The organism is Alteromonas sp. AO-Serp, from assembly GCF_017849675.1.
Taxonomy (GTDB): Bacteria; Pseudomonadota; Gammaproteobacteria; order Enterobacterales; family Alteromonadaceae; genus Alteromonas; species Alteromonas macleodii.
Genome location: NZ_JAFLMX010000074.1, coordinates 1 through 18,596 on the forward strand (window position 1 = coordinate 1; position 18,596 = coordinate 18,596).

Annotated in this window: 14 protein-coding genes; 8 read left to right on the top strand and 6 right to left on the bottom strand. The window is 43.6% G+C overall.

What is annotated here, in order from left to right:
* Positions 1–932, bottom strand: a 932-nt coding sequence (locus QVA83_RS06285; protein ID WP_287498251.1) for a transketolase C-terminal domain-containing protein, incomplete at its 3' end; no start/stop codon positions are given.
* The gene (locus QVA83_RS06290; protein ID WP_014949531.1) at positions 932–2,119 is read right to left on the bottom strand and encodes a thiamine pyrophosphate-dependent dehydrogenase E1 component subunit alpha; all 1,188 of its coding nucleotides are present in this window, start codon (positions 2,117–2,119) and stop codon (positions 932–934) included. The genes QVA83_RS06290 and QVA83_RS06285, both read right to left, overlap by 1 nt.
* A gap of 500 nt (positions 2,120–2,619) precedes the next feature.
* Between QVA83_RS06290 and QVA83_RS06295 the strand changes: the two genes are divergently transcribed.
* On the top strand, positions 2,620–6,588 hold the full coding sequence (locus QVA83_RS06295) for a S8 family serine peptidase (protein WP_156078365.1): 3,969 nt from the start codon (positions 2,620–2,622) through the stop codon (positions 6,586–6,588).
* Between the two features lie 42 nt (positions 6,589–6,630).
* Here the strand turns inward: QVA83_RS06295 and rmuC are convergent, their stop codons facing one another.
* A complete protein-coding gene (gene rmuC, locus QVA83_RS06300; protein ID WP_156078364.1) occupies positions 6,631–7,920 on the bottom strand; it encodes a DNA recombination protein RmuC in 1,290 nt (429 codons plus the stop codon).
* A 233-nt stretch (positions 7,921–8,153) separates the two neighbouring features.
* Positions 8,154–9,683: a fumarate hydratase gene (locus tag QVA83_RS06305; RefSeq protein ID WP_014949528.1), complete on the bottom strand. Its 1,530-nt coding sequence runs from the start codon at positions 9,681–9,683 to the stop codon at positions 8,154–8,156.
* Between the two features lie 271 nt (positions 9,684–9,954).
* Between QVA83_RS06305 and pabB the strand changes: the two genes are divergently transcribed.
* The 3 genes from pabB (at position 9,955) to QVA83_RS06320 (ending at position 13,556) form a co-directional block, all read left to right on the top strand.
* Entirely contained in the window at positions 9,955–11,394 is a 1,440-nt protein-coding gene (gene pabB / locus QVA83_RS06310) for an aminodeoxychorismate synthase component I (protein ID WP_014976580.1), read from the top strand.
* Between the two features lie 62 nt (positions 11,395–11,456).
* Positions 11,457–12,029, top strand: a complete 573-nt coding sequence (locus QVA83_RS06315; protein WP_014949526.1) for a CoA pyrophosphatase — start codon at positions 11,457–11,459, stop codon at positions 12,027–12,029.
* A gap of 153 nt (positions 12,030–12,182) precedes the next feature.
* Positions 12,183–13,556, top strand: coding sequence for an L-serine ammonia-lyase (locus QVA83_RS06320; RefSeq protein ID WP_069944351.1), 1,374 nt, complete (start codon positions 12,183–12,185; stop codon positions 13,554–13,556).
* 87 nt (positions 13,557–13,643) lie between these two features.
* Here QVA83_RS06320 and cysB read toward each other — a convergent pair whose 3' ends face one another.
* Positions 13,644–14,618 (bottom strand): HTH-type transcriptional regulator CysB, encoded by a 975-nt coding sequence (gene cysB / locus QVA83_RS06325; protein ID WP_014949524.1) that lies wholly within the window; start codon positions 14,616–14,618, stop codon positions 13,644–13,646.
* Between the two features lie 208 nt (positions 14,619–14,826).
* Between cysB and QVA83_RS06330 the strand changes: the two genes are divergently transcribed.
* Together QVA83_RS06330 and QVA83_RS06335 are read left to right on the top strand one after the other, a co-directional pair.
* Entirely contained in the window at positions 14,827–15,531 is a 705-nt protein-coding gene (locus QVA83_RS06330) for a sensor histidine kinase (protein WP_014976578.1), read from the top strand.
* A 95-nt stretch (positions 15,532–15,626) separates the two neighbouring features.
* Positions 15,627–16,385 carry a hypothetical protein gene (locus QVA83_RS06335; protein WP_014949522.1) on the top strand — a complete coding sequence of 253 codons (759 nt, stop codon included), beginning with the start codon at positions 15,627–15,629 and terminating at the stop codon, positions 16,383–16,385.
* A 37-nt stretch (positions 16,386–16,422) separates the two neighbouring features.
* On the opposite strand, the gene QVA83_RS06340 is transcribed toward QVA83_RS06335, so the two are convergent.
* The gene (locus QVA83_RS06340; RefSeq protein ID WP_014976577.1) at positions 16,423–17,307 is read right to left on the bottom strand and encodes a LysR family transcriptional regulator; all 885 of its coding nucleotides are present in this window, start codon (positions 17,305–17,307) and stop codon (positions 16,423–16,425) included.
* Positions 17,308–17,429: 122 nt separating this feature from the next.
* On the opposite strand from QVA83_RS06340, the gene QVA83_RS06345 reads away from it, so the two are divergent.
* Complete coding sequence (locus QVA83_RS06345; RefSeq protein ID WP_014949520.1) at positions 17,430–18,137, top strand: CoA transferase subunit A; 708 nt, start codon at positions 17,430–17,432, stop codon at positions 18,135–18,137.
* Positions 18,137–18,596: 3-oxoacid CoA-transferase subunit B (locus QVA83_RS06350; protein ID WP_287498252.1), on the top strand; the 460-nt coding region annotated here is incomplete at its 3' end. The genes QVA83_RS06345 and QVA83_RS06350, both read left to right, overlap by 1 nt.

The window sequence follows — 18,596 nt, forward strand, 5'->3', positions numbered from 1 at the left end:
TCTGGCATATATTCTTTTTCATGTGCCAATGGATATGGCGTATCTAAGCCACATACTCTTGCAATAGGCGCTTCTAGGTATAAGAAACAACGCTCCTGAATGCTTGCTGCAATTTCACTCGCAAAGCCCCCCGTTAGCGGCGCTTCGTGGTTTATCAATAGGCGACCTGTTTTCATAACAGATTGCATAACGGTTTCTACATCCCACGGTAATATGCTGCGCAAATCGATGATTTCGCATGACACACCATCTTCAAGGGCCATTTCTGCTGCTTTTTGCAGTATTTCTATCTGGGCACCCCATCCAAGTAAGGTAATATCGCTACCCTCTTGAACAATATCCGCTTTACCTAGCGGCAACTCGTAATCTTCCTCTGGCACGTCCGATACAGAAGCGCGGTATAGACGTTTAGGCTCCATAAACAATACGGGGTTTTTATCGCGAATTGATGCAAGTAACAAACCTTTCGCCTGATAAGGGTCACGAGGGATAACAATCTTTAACCCTGGGCAGTGAGCGAAGAATGCCTCTGGTGATTGACTGTGGTAGTGGCCGCCTGCGATACCGCCACCATAAGGTGTACGAATTGTTAGCGTACCAACATCGAACTGACCGCCTGAACGGTAGCGCCATTTAGCCGTCTCATTCACAATTTGATCGAATGCAGGGAAAATGTAATCACCAAATTGAATTTCAGCAATAGGTACAGAGCCTTGTGAGGCCAAGCCGTTCGCGAAGCCAATAATGCCTTGTTCAGTAAGCGGCGTGTTAAAGCAACGCGCCTTACCAAATTTTTCTTGAAGGTGACTGGTTGCACGGAACACGCCACCAAAATGGCCCACGTCTTCACCAAAGACCATTACTTTCTCATCTTCGGTCATGGCTGTGATGAGTGCATTATTAATTGCTTGAAGTAGATTCATCTTAGCCATTATTTTACTCTCCCTGCTGTTTTAGGGTACATCTTCGGGTACTTCTTAATATGCGCTTTCAATTCACTGAGTTGTTCTTTTAAGTGCCAAGGTGCTGTGTCGTATACATCTTCGACAATGTCTTCAATGGCACATACGTCAGTCTTTTCACAACTCTTCATTGCTGCTAAAACGTCTTGTCTTGCTTTATCGACGCGCTTTTGGTTCTCAGCCTCGTCAAACCAGCCTTTGCTTTCTAACCATTTCGCCATACGAGCGATAGGGTCTTTTGCACGCCACTTATCTTCTTCTTCACGAGAGCGATAGCCTGTTGGGTCGTCTGACGTGGAGTGCGCCGCTAAGCGATAAGTCATGGCTTCAATAAGTACAGGACACTTTTCTTCAATGGCGATACGACGGGCTTCTTTAGTAGCTGCATGAATGGCTAACACATCGTTACCATCAACACGGATAGTTTTAATACCGTAACCTAAGCCACGAGAAGCAATGCCGTCACCCGCGAATTGCTCTTCTGCTGGTGTTGAAATGGCGTAGCCATTATTTCGGCAAAAGAAGATTACTGGGCAGTTTAGTACAGCGGCCATATTTAGCCCTGCGTGGAAGTCTCCTTCCGACGCTGCACCTTCACCGAAGTAACAGATAGTAACCACATCTTTACCTGACATTTTTTGGCCATAGGCATATCCAGATGCTTGAGGGATCTGTGTGCCTAGTGGTGAAGATATAGTCATGAAGTTAAGTGGCTTGTCACCATAATGGATAGGCATTTGACGTCCTTTGTTAGGATCGTCTTTATTGCTAAACATTTGGTTCATGAATTGTTCTGTGGTGTACCCGCGGTAGGCTAAAGCGCCTTGCTCACGGTACTGAGACATGATCATGTCGTCATCTGATAGTGCTGCTGCACTTGCTACTGACGCCGCTTCTTCACCTGTACTGGCCAAGTAAAAACTAATACGACCTTGGCGCTGTGCACCCACCATACGTTCATCCAATACTCGAATGTAATGCATGGTATTAAATATTTTTAATGCTTCTTCTTTGCTGAGGTCAGGTTCAACTGCTTTTTCAATGAGTTCACCTTCGGCAGAAAGGATTTGCAGCATTGGGATATCAACAACCCCTTTAGTAATAATTTCGACCTTATTTGTTGTTTTTACTTCGGCCAAATGATTTCTGTCTTTCACGTTTGTTCCCCTTAAATATGAGGGTTAATAGCGACTTATAGTGATAACAATATGCTAGTTGAGAAAATGCAGGAGCGTCCTACTTATTCATTGGCATTTTTTCAAATGGGTGAAATAGACATACTCAATTAGTCTAAATGAAAAGGATATTCGTCCTAAAAACGTAAACCCCATGTAAAAAATATGAAAATCGAGTAGGACAGTCATTTCTCATTCACATCCAGTAATAGAGGTTCTAACGTTTCAAACGCTTATATATCCAATAATCTACTGCTTAGAACTTCAATGAAAAAAGGAAGTTATCTATGCAACGACTAATCGTCGTTAAATGTAACAAAATGTGTAAATTGTGTATTGCAGAAACACACGTTACAAAAAGAAAAAAGTGTGCTAGTAATAGATAGTCACAGCGATAAGTTGCGTTTTAAAAAAGGCGAATGACCTTTTAAGCAAACAAAAAAATCGTTGGGCTCCAGGGAACTATTCACACGAGAATAATTATGAAAAAAACAATCCTTAGTACGGTTATTGCTACCGCATTAGCAGGCTCAGCCTTTGGTGCACTAGCAATATCAAATCAATTATCTGGCCACAGCGTTGAACAACGTAACGCCATCGAAGCATCCTTCGACAAAAAGAATATTCTTGCAAATGCAATCCAAGCGGATAGTGATAGCGTACGTGTTATCGTACAACTTACTGACGTGCCTATGGCGCAATTCAGCGCAGTAAATCCAAGTGTAAGCAGCATGGCTGCCCACAAAGGTCAAAAGGTAAATTTCAAGTCAAATGCAGCGAAGGAATATCAATCTTTCCTTGAAGCTCAACAGCAATCGGTTATCCAGTCTATCAAGTCATTCGATAAGTCATTCAAAGCTGACATGTCTTACACAGCAGCATTTAATGGTTTTGCGGGTATCGTTTCAAAAAGTGCACTTGATAAGCTTTCCAGCCTTTCAACGGTAAAAGCGGTATACCCAGACTTAGTACACCATGCCCAAATGGACGCGAGTTTGGATCTGATCGGTGCAGTTCAAACGTGGGAACAGTTCGGCGGGAAGGAAAGCGCCGGTGCAGGCGTGAAAGTGGCGATCATCGATAGTGGTATTCGTCCAGAAAACCCTTTATTCAGTGGTGAAAATTTTACAGCACCTGATGCTGCGACACTTCCTACTGACGACTACTGTTCAGAAGTTCCTGATTTTTGTAACAATAAACTAATTGTTGCTCGCGCAGCAGACATCGTAGAAGGCTTCTCTGTTGTTGAAGAAGAATACGAGAGCCCGCTAGGATTCAATGGACACGGTACGCACGTTGCAGGTACAGCTGTAGGTAATTACGGGGTAATGGCAGAGCGCGATGGCGCAGAAGCTGAAATCTCTGGTGTTGCGCCAGCTGCTTATCTAATGGTTTACAAAGGTTTGTATGCCACACCAGCTAACCCTGCTTCTTCTAGCGGTGCTTCTTCAATGCTGCTTTCTATGCTTGAAGCTGCGCTTACAGATGGTGCTGACATTGTAAATAACTCGTGGGGTGGCGGTGCAGGTGGAAACCCTAACGGCTCAGTATATGAAGACGTACTTGAAGCCATGCACGATGCGGGCGTTGTTACCGTTTTTGCAGCGGGTAACGATGGTCCGGGTGCTGGCACTATTGGCTGTCCTGGTTGTTCAGAAGACGTAATAACGGTCGCAAATACAACAACGGGTCGTTTGTTCGCAAACGAGGTGACCGTTGAAGGCGATACCACTTTAGGTTCTATTCCGGCCCTTTACTCAGTCGGCAACCCTGCCATTGTATTTGATAGCCCAATTACTGCACCTGTTGTTTATGCAGGCGAAGTAGATGCGGCAAACGTTGAAGGTTGTGATGCATTTGCTGCGGGCGCGTTCGAAGGTGCAATTGCGCTTATCAGCCGTGGTACGTGTGGTTTCGTGACTAAAATTGAAAACGCAGAGGCAGCGGGAGCAACTGCTGTTCTTATTCATAACGTTGATGGACGCGGTGAAGCGCCAATATTAATGGGCGGCTTAAGTGAAGCTCAAACAATTCCATCACTTATGCTTCCTGCTACACCAGGTTTAGCGCTTGCTAACCTAGCTGAAACTACTGAAGAGTCACTAAATGTAACTATCGGTAGCGATATTGTTCGCGTTGTTTCAGACAGCCTTGCTGACATCATGAATGAAAGCAGCTCTCGCGGTCCTAACGGCGACCCGACGTTCCTTAAGCCTAATATTGCTGCTCCTGGTACTCGCATCTTCTCTGGCGAATCACCGGATGCACCAGGACACGAAGACCAGAACTTCTCGTTCAAGAACGGTACTTCAATGGCATCGCCACACGTAGCTGGTGCAGCTGCACTTCTTAAGCAAATGCATCCTGATTGGACTGCACAGCAGATAAAGAGTGCGCTTGTTACTTCTTCAATTCGCGATATTTTGAAAGAAGATGCGTCTACCGCAGCAGACAACTTTGACATGGGTGCAGGTCGTTTAGATCTTCCTCGTGCAACAACGGTAGAGCTAACTTATAGCGATTTAAGCTTAGTAGACGGTAACTGCTACCTGAACTGCGAAATGTCTATCACTGTAACAAACACCAGCGATGAAGAAGTTACAGTCGATGCTACAGCAATGTTTAATGACTCAGCTATTTCTGCAACCGTTACACCTCAAATGGCAACCCTTGCAGCAGGTGCTTCAGCTGAAATTATGGTAGCAGTAGATGTAACAACAGCGTCTACAGGGTCATGGTCTTTCGGTGGTATTAATTGGGCAGACACTGACGACACAACAACCGATTACTTCATCCCAGTAGCTATCTATCCTATTAGCAGTGATGAACCATCATTGTTTGATAGCGATGTAAGCACGCAAGTAGCAGCTGAAGGTGAATTGGTAGTAACCGAAGCGTTTGCTACTAACACTGACGTAACTGGTATGATCAGCATCACGGGTGAAATTGACCACAAATATGCGATTAACCCTTCTACAATTTCTGCTGTTAAAAACGGAAACCAAGAGCCAGTAAGCTATGACGCTGACTCAGGTACCGTATATTGGGAAGGCGCACTTAACACTGCTTCTTTCTCGATGAACGCAGATACTACTATTGGTGACATACTTGAAGGTTTTGGACTTGACCGTTACGTACCAATGGCATCTATTGGTGTTGCGCCGCTAGAGTGCTCTGGTTCGTGTGATGACGCTTCAATTGAAGTAAGCCTACCTCGCACTATCACTTACTTAGGTAGCGAATACACAACCATGCAGATTTCATCTAATGGTTTTGTATCTTTAGGTACAAGCTCTGGCAACATTACTACACCGTTTGCAGAAGTATTGCCAAGCCTAAGTGAGCCAAACAATATTGTCGCACCTTATTGGACTGATTTTGACCTTGCGGGTGGCGGTGCAGGCGCTGGTAATATCTACGCAGTAAGCCTTACAACAGGTCACTTTGTTGTTGAGTGGGAAAACGCTCAAATTTGGAATGAAGATGGCACAAGCTTTAACTTCCAGTTGTGGTTTGAGTACGAAACAGGCAACGTAAACTTTGTATATGGTCCAATGGACTCACCTGTTTACGCAACGGTAGTTGGTGCCGAAAACATTTCAGGTAGCGTTGGTACAACATACGCTGCACTAACATCTGCGGGCCTTCAAGGTACCCTTCCAGTTGAAGGTGACGAATTTGTACTAACTGCTAATGCGGGTGACGAAGTTACTATCAGTTACGCAGGTACTGTTGTTCCATCTAGTGAGTATATGGACGACATGTTGTCAGTTAACGAAGATGCGTCGGTAACGGCTAACATTCTTGCTAACGAAATGGACAGCACAATCATCAATAAATTCACCATGGACTCTCTGTCTGGTGAGTTCCGTACGTTTACGCCTATCACTATTGATAAAGCGCCTCTTGATCCATCAACAGTTGTAATTTCTGGTGAGCCAGCAAATGGCACAGTAACTGTAAATGATGATGGAACAGTAACGTATGCACCAAATACTGACTTCTTCGGTGAAGATTCATTTACATACACCGTTCGTGTTGAAGGTACAATTGATGAAAACGAAGAGCCAGTTGAAGGTGAAATTGTTGGTGAAGGCACAGTAACTGTAGCGGTTGCAGGTGTGCAAGATGCTCCAGTTATTTCAATATCTGCTCCAACTAGCGTTGATGAAGGTCAGTCTTACACTGTAACTGCTTCTGCAACTGACGCAGACGGAGACGACGTGACTATCACCATTAACGGTGTAGAGCGCACTTCGTTCACTGATACAGCGCCTAGTAACGAACAGTCTAACCGTGTAACGGTTCAAGTAACGGCTTCAGATGGTATTGAAACTACTACAGAAAGCGTGACTATTCGCGTTAACGATAAGTCTGGTGGTTCAATGGGCTGGATTGCATTGCTTCTTGCTCCAGCAGTTTACCTACGTAGACGCATGAAACGTTCATAACGTTTTTTGATAAGAGAAAAAAGGCCGCAATTGCGGCCTTTTTTAATCGTCTTGAGAAAGTTGCTGTAAGTGCTGAGACATTCGCTTACTGGGTTGTACGCCAAGTTCTCTAAACTTTTCTATTTGCCTTACCAAGTTCCCTCTTCCACTGGTTAACTTATTCATTGCTTGTTCGTAGTTTGCGTGAGCGGTATCCATCGACTTACCTACTTTTTCCATATCCGTCACAAACCCAACGAACTTGTCATAAAGCTTTGCTGCTTGTTCCGCAATAAGCTGTGCGTTTTGATTTTGGTACTCATACTGCCAAATGTTATTAATAGTACGCAGTGCAACCAGTAAATTAGTTGGGCTAACCAACATGATATTGTGATTAAGTGCCATTGTGACTAAATCTGGTTCTTCTTCGACAGCAATCAGAAATGCAGGCTCAATGGGAATGAAAAGTAACACATAATCCAGTGTCTTTATGCCTTTCAGCGTTTGGTAGTCCTTCGCGCCTAAGCCTTTGATGTGCCCTTTTATAGAAGCCACATGTTGACTTAAAAATTGCGCTTTCTCAGCTTCATCATCACAGTTGTAATACCTTTCATAGGCCGCCAAACTTACTTTTGAATCTATGATCACATCTTTATCATTTGGCAAATGCACCACGACATCTGGTTGAAATCGCTTGCCGTTCTCTGATGTTGCTGACATTTGTGTTTCAAATTCATGACCCTCGCGTAAACCAGATTCTTTGAGTATCCGCTCAAGCACTACTTCGCCCCAGTTTCCTTGCTTTTTATTGTCACCTTTTAGTGCATTGGTCAGCGCTGCAGCTTCTTCCGTAATTTTCTGGTTGAGAGCCTTTAAACTTAGAATCTCTGTTTTAAGTGAGGCTCGCTCCTGCCCCTCACGTATGTGTTGTTCTGAGATTTGACGTTTAAAACCATCTAACTCGTTTTTGAATGGCGCCAAAACAGCTTCTATATTGTGTTTTGTTTGTTGCGTGTAACGCTGTTGCTTTTCTTCGAATATGCGATTTGCTAGATTTTCGAATTGCGTATGCAGACGTTGTTCAGATGCATTCATAGACGCAAGCTTATCTTCATGCGCAGCATGAAGCGCCTGAATTCTTGCTTGGTGCGCTTCGTTTTGTGCTTGAAGCTTGGCAATAGCAATACGCTCGCTATTCAAATCATTTTGTAGCTGCTCATTGATTTGCGAAAGCTGCGCTATCTTGGTGGCATTCGCCTGGCCTCGAATAAATGAATAAAGTGAAAAAGCACACACACTTACGAAGGCTATAAGAAAGGAAATGGGCTCGCTAGAAATAAGGTTAATTAACATAGTGCACGTTCATACTGTTATTTTGTACAGCACTATAAACAAAATCAGATAAATATACCAACTGGTATAAATTTAAAATGAAATTGGGGCAAAACGTCTAGCACGTAATCCTTTGAAAAAATGAAACTACACAAATCAAAACGGGTGCTATTGCACCCGTTTTTTATACTGTGATGAAAAACCTAATTAGCTTTCTTAAGCAGAACGGCTCACCTTAAGTTTTGTCTTCCTCTCTATTTAGATAGCGAGGCATCAAGCTCTTCAATTTTTGCTTTCCAAATGGCCGGACCATTTTTGTGAGCATTGGCACCCGTGCTGTCTACTGCAACGGTTACTGGCATGTCTTCTACGTCGAACTCGTAAATTGCTTCCATACCTAAGTCCTCGAATGCTACGACACGAGATTTCTTAATGGCTTTAGATACAAGGTACGCTGCACCTCCAACTGCCATTAGATAAACCGCTTTGTGTTTAGCAATTGAATCAACGGTTGCTGGACCACGCTCTGCTTTTCCAATCATGCCAATAAGGCCTGTTTTCTCTAGCATCATGTCAGTGAACTTATCCATACGGGTAGCCGTTGTCGGGCCAGCCGGACCAACCACTTCGTCACCTACAGCGTCAACAGGACCAACGTAATAGATAAAGCGGTTAGTTAGATCAACGCCCTCTGGTAAACCTTCACCATTTTCCATCATGGTTTGAATGCGCTTGTGAGCAGCATCACGACCGGTAAGCATCTTACCTGACAGCAGTACCGTTTCGCCTACTTTCCACTCTTGGATGTCTTCTTTTGTTACTTCATCAAGGTTAACGCGGCGAGTGTTTTCGCTCACTTCCCAAGTTACTTCTGGCCAATCTTCTAATTTAGGTGGCGTAAGCTCCGCTGGACCCGAACCATCTAGATAAAAATGTGCGTGACGAGTCGCCGCACAGTTTGGGATCATTGCTACAGGTTTTGACGCAGCGTGAGTAGGTAGCGACTTAATCTTAACGTCAACAACGGTCGTTAAACCACCTAGGCCTTGCGCACCGATACCCAACTTATTTACGCGGTCAAAAATTTCTAAGCGAAGTTTTTCGTCGGTAGTTTGCGGGCCGCGCTCTATAAGCTCTTGGATGTCTACTGGGTCCATAAGGCTTTCTTTTGCAAGTACCGCTGCTTTTTCAGCCGTACCGCCAATACCTATTCCCAGCATACCTGGAGGGCACCAGCCTGCCCCCATCGTCGGCAAAGTTTTTACTACCCAGTCAGCAATATCATCGCTTGGGTTAAGCATTACCATTTTAGACTTGTTTTCAGAACCGCCGCCTTTAGCCGCGATCATCACTTCGATCTTTTCACCCGCTACCATGTCGATATGCACAACAGATGGCGTATTGTCTTTGGTGTTTTTGCGCGCACCGGCAGGGTCAGCAACGATTGAGGCGCGAAGTGGATTGTCTGGATTAAGGTATGCACGACGTGTACCTTCATCAACCATTTCTTGAACGGTCATGTCAGTTTTATCCCACGTCACACCCATACCAACTTTAACAAAACAGGTTACGATCCCCGTGTCTTGACACAAAGGGCGCTTACCCTCTGCAGACATGCGTGAGTTGATAAGAATTTGCGCCATCGCGTCTTTCGCGGCTTGGCTCTTTTCCTTTTTATAGGCTTCTTCTACGGCTTTAACGTAATCGAGCGGGTGATAATAAGAAATAAATTGCAGGGCATCTTCAATGCTGTCAATGAAGTCTTGTTGACGGATAACGGTCATGACATCCTCTTTTTATTTGGCTTTCGTGGTCTTAGCTAGCTAAAAAAGCGTATACTAGCGCATCTAAAGACAACGCACCATGTAAAACCATGTGCTTGTGGCTAATTCCAGTCATTTTTAAAAACTATGCTGAAGGGATATCTGAAAAAGCAGCCTAATGTGATCGGTTATTAGCCCTTATTTGTTAACGCCAGTTAAAAATAGAAGGAAGTTTGTGCTTAATTCAAGCATCAAACGCCCACGATAAAAAAAAGAAGTACAGAAAACACCTATGTCACACGCAGATACTATTCACGTTCATGTTTCCCGTTTCACTGCAGAGGAATTAGCCGATAAATTAGCGCTAAATTGTGACGAGAACACAGCCGTTTTCAATGCACTTTTTAAGCGAGTCTCTACACGCCCATATTCTCTTTTACTCGATACTTCTGGTTCGTCGAAAAGTGAAGGACGCTTCAATATTATGGCATTTTCACCTTCCGCAGTTATCGAAGCAAAAGGTGATAAGGTTCAACTCATCGAACTAAACACTTCAAAGCGTCAGCAATTGACATTGACCCCCTTTGAAGCGGTGCAATCACACTTACATGCGCGCGTTTCAAATGTGGAGATACATGCCAGTGTAAATACAGCGCACCTCCCTTTCATTATCGGTGTGGCTGGTATGGCAGGCTATGATACTGGGCGCTTTTATGAAACCATGCCAAGCATCGCCAAAGATGACTACGAAACCCCTGATTTCGCGGTTGGCCTTTATCTTCGTTCACTTATTGAAGATACAAAAACAGGTTATATCTATTATTGCTCCGTTGACAGTCAACCGCTGACTCAGTTTTTTTCTTCGTTCAACGACGAAACACCTGAGCCAAAATTCAAGTTAACGTCGCGGTTCGAATCAAATTTGTCTAAAACGGAATATGAAGCTTGTTTGGATAAAATACACGCCTATTTGCGTGCCGGTGATTGCTACCAAGTAAATATGGCGCAACGTTTTAGCGCAGCGTTTGAAGGGAATATGTGGCAAGCATATTGTGAGCTACGCAATCAAAATCAAGCGCCATTTTCAGCCTTTTATAACCTTCCCCAAGGCTGTATTGCTTCCATTTCACCAGAACGCTTTCTACGCGTTAAAGATGGGGTTGTAGAAACAAAACCGATAAAGGGTACACGCCCGCGATTTGAAGACAAAGAAGAAGATGCCGCCAGTGCTCAGAGCTTGCTCTCAGCAGAAAAAGACCGTGCAGAAAATCTTATGATTGTAGATCTGCTGCGCAACGATATTTCAAAGCACTGCAAACCTCACTCGGTGAACGTACCCGCACTCTTTGCTCTTGAAAGTTATCAGGCTGTGCACCATTTAGTAAGTACGGTAACTGGTGAATTGAATGAATCTTCTTCGCCTTTATCGCTTCTGGCATCAGCATTTCCTGGGGGGTCAATAACTGGAGCACCGAAAATCCGCGCGATGGAAGTTATCGATGAGCTAGAGCCTCACCGCCGGAATATTTACTGTGGCAGCGTGTTCTATATGGGTTTTCGTGAAGACATGGATTCAAGTATTTGCATTAGAACCGTATTGGCAGAGAACCGTCGATTACATTGCTGGGCCGGTGGTGGTATTGTGCTAGATTCGGTTTCTAGCGAAGAATATCAAGAAACCCTAGATAAAGTGTCTAGAATACTGCCAGTACTTGAATCAATTAACCAATAGCACAGTATCTGTATGTAATGTGCTAGCACAAAGGTAAGCATATAGGTTGTAAGTAAATATCTATGACAAAGAACGAATTTCTATCACAGTTTCACCACTTAAGGCAGCCTCACACCGAGCCAGATTTTCCGTTGCGAAAAACAGGGCGCCCTGCGGCTGTACTTATCCCCCTGATAGATTATGGGAATTCGCTTCAATTACTGCTTACCGAACGAGCGCACCACCTCAAGCATCACCCAGGTCAAATCAGCTTTCCAGGCGGAGCGGTCGACGAAGCTGACAATTCTTTTTTTGACGCGGCACTTAGAGAAGCTGAAGAAGAAGTTGGTTTACCCGCTACTCACGTAGACGTAGTAGGAATGTTGCCTAGATACCGAACAATCAGCGGATATGAAATTGCGCCAGTTGTTGGCTTTGTAAATCCTGACTTTACACCGATTATTGACAAAAATGAGGTTGAAAGCGCTTTTGAAGTGCCTCTCGCACATGTTTTAGACAGAAGAAATCATTTAGTTCACACGACGCATCGCGATAAAAAGGCATTTCCAATTTACTTTATCCCATGGAAAAACCGCATGATATGGGGCGCAACGGCGGCAATGTTACGCAATTTATCTCATCATATTCATCCTTAGCCTTTGTATTTGCTTAACCGCTCTTGCGTGTACTATAAATTAAACTTTACAGCGTATTAGCAAAACTAATCCCTTTATTAGCTTTTCTGTATTGTGGTTTTTCCGTGGTGGATGCATGATCTTACTATTACTTTGTTTTAATTTTGAAAGTTTATGATCAGTGTATTTGATATGTTCAGCGTGGGCATTGGCCCATCGAGTTCGCACACCGTAGGACCAATGAAAGCAGGCGCCGAGTTTGTCACCGAACTCGCTCAGGAAGCTGCGCTTTTTGATTCAGTGGATAGCGTGAAAGTTGAACTGTTTGGGTCATTAGGCCAAACCGGTATCGGCCACGGAACAGGAAAAGCTGTTATCCTCGGTTTACTAGGAGAACTTCCAGACGTTGTCGATGTGGACAGCATCGAGTCTAAACTTGAAGAAATACGCAACACGGAAAAGCTTTGCCTTAATGGCCAGAAATTAGTGCGCTTTCCTAACAAAAACGCCATTGTTTTTCACCGCCGTAAAACGCTCCCCAAACACGCTAATGCCTTAACGTTTTATGCGTACGCGAAAGATGAGCTTGTAAAACAGCAAACTTATTACAGTATTGGCGGTGGTTTTATCATAAAAGACGAAGACTTCGATGCGACCAAAGCGCATGCAGCCAGCCTGCAAGCATCAGTACCCTTCCCTTTTAAAACGGCCGGTGACCTTCTTGCTCTGTGTAAAACTAACGGCTTAAGCATTAGTTCACTGATGCTACGTAACGAATCAACTTTCAGGCCCAAGCACGAAGTGAAGCAACAGCTACACAACATTTGGTTAGTAATGAAAGCTTGTATTCAACGAGGTATCGAAAGCGAAGGTATTTTACCTGGCGGGCTTAAAGTAGTTCGCCGCGCACCTGGACTATACCGTCGACTTCAAACTGAACACACAAACGACCCTATGCAGACTATGGATTGGGTTAACTTGTTTGCTTTAGCTGTAAACGAAGAAAATGCAGCTGGCGGCCGTGTTGTAACTGCACCTACAAATGGTGCAGCGGGTATCATTCCGGCTGTTCTACAGTACGTAGATAAGTTTATTCGACCTGTTGATGAAGAAGTAGCAAGTCGATTCCTGCTTACCGCAGGCGCCATTGGTATTCTCTATAAAGAGAATGCGTCAATCTCAGGTGCTGAAGTAGGTTGCCAAGGAGAAGTAGGCGTCGCTTGTTCAATGGCTGCAGGCGCGTTAGCTGAAATTATGGGGGGCACAGCTGCCTCGGTAGAGAACGCTGCGGAAATCGGTATGGAGCACAACCTCGGCCTTACTTGTGACCCCGTGGGTGGCTTGGTTCAGGTTCCTTGCATTGAGCGAAATGCCATGGGTGCAATCAAAGCAATTAATGCTTCTCGTCTTGCACTGCGCGGAACCGGTGAGCAAAAAGTATCGCTAGATAAGGTTATTAAAACCATGCGCGATACCGGTAATGATATGAAGACTAAATATAAAGAAACGGCGAGAGGTGGACTCGCGGTAAATATTATCGAATGTTAGCGCCTCGTTCTAACTAGACAATATGTGAAATGCAAAAAAGGGGCAATTAGCCCCTTTTTTAATGAACGTTTTCAACAAGCGCTGCGCTTACTTTACTGGAAGCGTCACGCCTTTAAACATTTTTTCTACTTCTTCGTTATTTTTCAGCATCATAGCCTTCTCAACCTTGTCCTTGGTCAGATGAGGCGCAAAACGCTCAATGAAGTCGTACATATAACTTCTTAAGAACGACCCTTTTCTGAATCCAATTTTCGTCGTGCTGTAATCGAACAGGTGACTAGCATCTATCTTCACAAGATCATCATCTAATTCTTCGCTTACCGCCATCGACGCAATAACACCAATACCGACACCTAAGCGAACATAGGTTTTAATAACGTCGGCATCTGTTGCGGTAAACACGATTTTAGGTGTTAGCCCTGCCCTTTCAAACGCTTGATCTAATTCAGAGCGCCCGGTGAAACCGAAAACATAAGTAACCAACGGATATTTGGCAATGTCTGAAATATCGATAGTGCCCTTTTTCGACAAGGGATGGTCCTTGTTTACTATTACACTGCGATTCCAGTGATAACAAGGAAGCATGACTAAATCGTTGTACAAGTGGAGAGCCTCGGTAGCGATAGCAAAATCGGCTTCGCCCTTGGCAGCCAGGTCGCTAATTTGAGACGGCGTGCCCTGATGCATGTGTAATGACACTTTTGGATACTTGCTCATGAAACCCTGAATAACATCAGGTAATGCATAACGGGCTTGCGTATGCGTAGTCGCAATATTGAGTTTACCTTGATCTGGAAGCGTGTGCTCCCTTGCTACCGCTTTAATACTCTCTACTTTGGCTAGTATTTCACGAGCTATATTGATTACATCATTACCCGCGTCTGTTACGTGTGTTAAATGCTTACCGCTACGGCCAAAAATCTGAACACCTAGTTCATCTTCCAACATGCGAACTTGTTTGCTGATACCCGGCTGTGAGGTATATAAACTTTCTGCTGTTGCTGACACGTTCAAATTGTTATTGAGGACTTCTACGATATACCGTAGTTGCTGTAGCTTCATATTTTACACCGTTTAATGCGATAGACTGACACTGTACTCCCCCCGTTATAACCAAAACCACCTTTTTTTACTAGTTGCTATTACGAAATTGGCATTATAAAGTTGAAAATAATTGAATTTTTGCATTTTCGAGTGGGATTTATTCGCCTTTGTCCGATTTCTTCTACATTATGGGTAGGTGATTAAAAAGCACGGTGTTAGATAGATAATGAGTAGCAGTAAACAAGTTACATCCACAATTGATTTTTCATCGGTGTTGGCAGCTGCTGTGCACGATATGAAAAATTCACTTTTTCTCCTTATTCAATCTATTGAAACACTCAGCGACGCCCTTTCTCCTCACGACGAGAAAGCCAGAGAGCAAGTTGCGAGTGTTCATTATGAAGCATCTAGGCTCAACACCAATCTTGTTCAAGTACTCTCTTTGTACAGGGCTGAATTAGAAAGTTTACCCATTACCGTTGACGAAAGTTTCATCAAAGATTTGGTTGAAGATGTTGTTGGCTCTAATGCGTTATATGTATCTCAGAAAAATATTGATATAAGCATCGCTATCGAAGATGACCTTAGCTGGTACTTAGACAGTGAGTTAATTTATTTGTTATTAAACGATGTAATCATTAACGCAATGCGCTATGGAACATCCAAAATAATAGTAAGTGCCAAGGCAGACGAGAACGACTTCATGACTATTAAAATAGAGGATGATGGTCGTGGCTATCCTGAAGCGATGTTAACTAAAAGCCACGAAGAGCTCTGTGACTTTGAGTTAAGCCAAGGAAGAACGGGATTGGGGTTATTTTTTGCGAAGTTAATTGCAAACGCACATTCTCAAGGAGATAAAGTGGGTTCAATCGCCCTTTCCAACGGCGGGAGTCTCGGTGGAAGTGTATTTGAAGTAAAAATACCGTAAGATTGACCGATAACATTAAGTAATACAAAAAGTAACGCTCGTACGTAGTAATACGTTAACGTTATAAAAAATAAAAAACAGACGGAAACACACGCATGTACGTGATTATTATTATATTAATTGTTGTTTTGCTAATCGCAGCTATTTTTATCAATGCAATGCAACAACATCGTCAAAAGCAAGAGGCTGAGCGCAGAACTGAACTTGCCAAACAGCGTACTATTGTCGACGAAACTGAGAACGTTATTGCCGCCTGTGTAAACATGCCTGTTTCTTCGCGCATTATGGGCATACTTCACAATCGTATTCTAAATGCCTTGAAAGCAATGAACGATTTATCGAGTACATCTGAACTAAAACAGCGTATCTCAAGCAGTGAGCAAGCAACCGCCGCTGCTCTTTCGGACAATAGCGGTATCACTAACGATTTCGCGCTACCCGACAACGACAAAATGATCATTCAATACATTCAGGCCGTTAAGAAACTGCGCATTATTCTTCGTTCAGAACATAGCAAAGGGCAAATTGATTCTAAAGTATTCATGGATGAAGATAAGCAGCTTGAACGCTTGCAGGTAAAAGTAAATGTAGAAACATTGATTAAGCGCGGCCGCGCTGCACTTCAAACCAATATGCTTGGGTCAGCCAGACAGTATTTTGAAAAGGCGAAAAACGCACTAGAAAATCAAAATCCCCAAGACGAATACTCAATGTCTAAACTTGCTACACTTAACGAGTGGTTACACGAAATCCAAAGTAACCTTAAGAGCGTGAACGAAAAAGATCGCGCCAAGAAGCAAGAAGAAGAAAGAGACGAATTAGACGAGCTGTTCGCACCTAAGAAGAAGTGGTAGGTCGAACCTTTTCTTGGAAACTATAAAGCGCATTATTTCACTCATAATGCGCTACGGCCATGTCCCACATAGATTGAGCCGGCAGCGATAACCCTTTTCGCGCATTTCGAATTATTCCAATATTTTTCACCAGAGGCATGTCACTAATTTCTTTTGTTACTAGCCCCAATCCCTCCATTTGCGCTTTACAAATCGCCGGCATAATAGATATACCTAAACCATTTAGAATGAGCTTTCCTAGTGTAGATAGCTGCCCCGTTTCCGCGATTATATTTAGCTCACCATATTGTGCTAGCTTAGATTGAGTCCAGTGGCGTACCGCAGATCCCCTATTCATCATTACCAATGGAAGTTTTAGACAGTCCTGCCAATGCAACTTGTCCCCTAAATGGGCTGATTGTACCTTGTTAGTCACAACAACAAACTCATCAGCAAAAAGGCTTTTAAACACTAAACCATCTTTGCGCTCTGGCTCAAACGAGAACCCAATCTCGCTGCGGCCAGTAGTAACTTCATAAATTACCTGTTCCATTACTACATCGACAATTCGTAAGTTTACGTTTGGAATTCGTTGATGAAATACTGACAAGATATTCGGTAAATGAGACTCGGCAAATGACGGCATAGCGCAAATGGTAAGCTGCCCTTTCGCCATAGCAAACAAATTTTGAATATCAGAAAAAGTATTGTCCCAGTCGTGCAGTAGCCTCAAAGCATTTGGAAACAACACCTCTCCTTCTGGTGTTAGGCTTACATTGCGTGTATTGCGTTGGAATAACTTACCGCCTAACTGCTCTTCCATTTTTTTAATTGCCGATGACAAAGCTGGCTGTGTTAAATGTAGATTTACCGCGGCTTCAGCAAAGGTTGATGACTTGGCCACTTCTACAAACGCTTTTATTTGACGGTATGAAACATCCATAAACTTTTCAACTGATCTCAACAATTAATAAATAGTTTTTATTAATCGCAAGATTAATTCGATTTTACAAATGAAGCAACAATGTCGATACTTATTTTTAACAAATGCATTGGAGATAGAGAATGGCGGGATTTAACAAAGTTGTATCCTCATACGAAGAAGCAATGGCTGGCCTTGAAAATGGTATGACAGTTATTGCGGGCGGTTTCGGATTGTGTGGTATACCCGAGGGACTGATAGGCCAAATTAAGAAAATGGGCGTATCTGGACTTACTGTAGTTTCTAATAACTGTGGTGTAGATGGATTTGGATTAGGCCTTTTATTGGAAGATAAGCAAATAGCCAAAATGGTGTCTTCGTATGTAGGTGAAAATGCCCTGTTTGAAAAACAACTGCTCAACGGTGAGTTGGAAGTTGAGCTTACACCTCAAGGAACGCTGGCGGAAAAAATGCGCGCTGGTGGTGCTGGCATTCCTGCCTTCTACACTGCCACAGGTTATGGTACGCCTGTTGGTGAAGGAAAAGAAGTCAAAGAATTCAACGGTCGCCCTTATATTCTTGAACATGCTATTACTGGCGACTTTGCCATTGTAAAAGCATGGAAAGCAGATACTTACGGAAACTGTATTTATCGCCATACAGCACAAAACTTTAATCCTATGGCCGCTACGGCAGGTAAAATCACTGTGGTTGAAGCAGAGGAAATTGTAGAGCCTGGTGAATTGAACCCTAGCGAGATCCACACTCCCGGGATTTATGTAAACCGTGTCATTCAAGGTTCATTTGAAAAACGTATTGAACGCCGTGTAGTTAGCAAGGAGTCAGTGTAATGCTTAGTAGAGAACAAATCGCAATGCGCGTCGCTCAGGAATTTAAAGATGGCGATTACGTTAATTTAGGCATTGGTATCCCTACCCTTGCAGCTAACTATGTACCAGATGACATCAGCGTGATGCTGCAATCAGAAAACGGTCTTTTGGGGATGGGACGCTACCCGACTGAAAGTGAAATTGACGCTGATATGATAAACGCTGGTAAAGAAACGGTAACGGCTATCACAGGCGCATCTATTTTTAGTAGCGCCGAGAGCTTTGCCATGATCCGCGGTGGTCATGTTGACTTTACTGTACTTGGCGCATTTGAGGTTGATGTATCGGGTAATATTGCCTCTTGGATGATACCGGGCAAACTCGTTAAAGGCATGGGCGGCGCTATGGACTTAGTTGCTGGCGCGAAGAACATAATTGTTACTATGACTCATACCGACAAACACGGTAACCCAAAACTAC